Genomic DNA, 819 nt, shown 5'->3' with positions numbered 1-819 from the left:
GGGGTCCGGTGCCGGGGGACGGTGGCGGGTGAGGGCCGTGCGCAAGCGGCGCAGGCGGGCTGAGGCGGTCATGGGATCGCCGCCGTGCTGGGGGGCTCGATGCTGAGCGCGGCCTCTCTGATCGCCTCGGCGTGAATGTAGTGCACGACCACGTCGAACGACTCCGTCGGGGATGCGGGCAGCTCCGGCACCACAGTGGACAGGACCAGCTTGTCACCGTCCTCCGACACGAAGCCGGGCGAGTGGTCCTGTGGTGCCCTGCCGATCCGCACCCAGCCGTCCCGCAGCAACTCGCCGTGGTCGAAGTACGTCCCCTGCAGGGTGATCCGGATCGTGTCACCGGGTTTCGCCATGGTGTCGCCGCCGGCGTCCACCGAGGTGATGCGGAAGGCACAGGCGGCTGTGCCGCCCGGCGCGTTCTCCAGCGAGGCGGTGGCCTCGGGGTTGCGGCGGTGGAAGTCGAGGAGCCCGGCCAGGGTCTGGCGGGCGGCGCGGCCCTTGCAGGTGCGGAGCTGGTCGGCGACCGCGGAGTAGTCAAGCGCAGCCGTCTCCCAGTTGCCGCCTCCGCCCTGGATCGCCAGGCAAGCTTGGGCCAGTCCGCGCAGAATCCGCCAATCGGCGTCCGGCGGGCTGTCCGGCATCACGTCCAGGGCGTCCTGGCAGCGGGACGGAGCGCGCAGGACGTCGTAGACGCTCTCCGGATCGGCCTGGCCCTCGGTGTTCGGGGAATGGGGGCCCGGCGGGAGCCAGGCGGGGCCATCCGAGTGCTCGTTGCCGCCCCCGCCGTTTCCTCCCCCTGCGTTGTCACCACCGCTGTTG

Annotated in this window: 1 protein-coding gene; it reads right to left on the bottom strand. The window is 72.0% G+C overall.

All coding sequences use genetic code 11. The annotated features are described in order from the left end of the window. Positions 1 to 68 precede the first annotated feature (68 nt). Positions 69 to 819, bottom strand: a 751-nt coding sequence (locus tag CCN42_RS43085) for a hypothetical protein (RefSeq protein WP_158102206.1), incomplete at its 5' end; no start/stop codon positions are given.

This window comes from Streptomyces glaucescens (assembly GCF_002154375.1).
In the GTDB taxonomy this organism is placed as follows: domain Bacteria; phylum Actinomycetota; class Actinomycetes; order Streptomycetales; family Streptomycetaceae; genus Streptomyces; species Streptomyces glaucescens.
The sequence above is the reverse complement of the archived record's forward strand: the minus strand, read 5'-3'. Positions and strand labels throughout refer to the sequence as shown.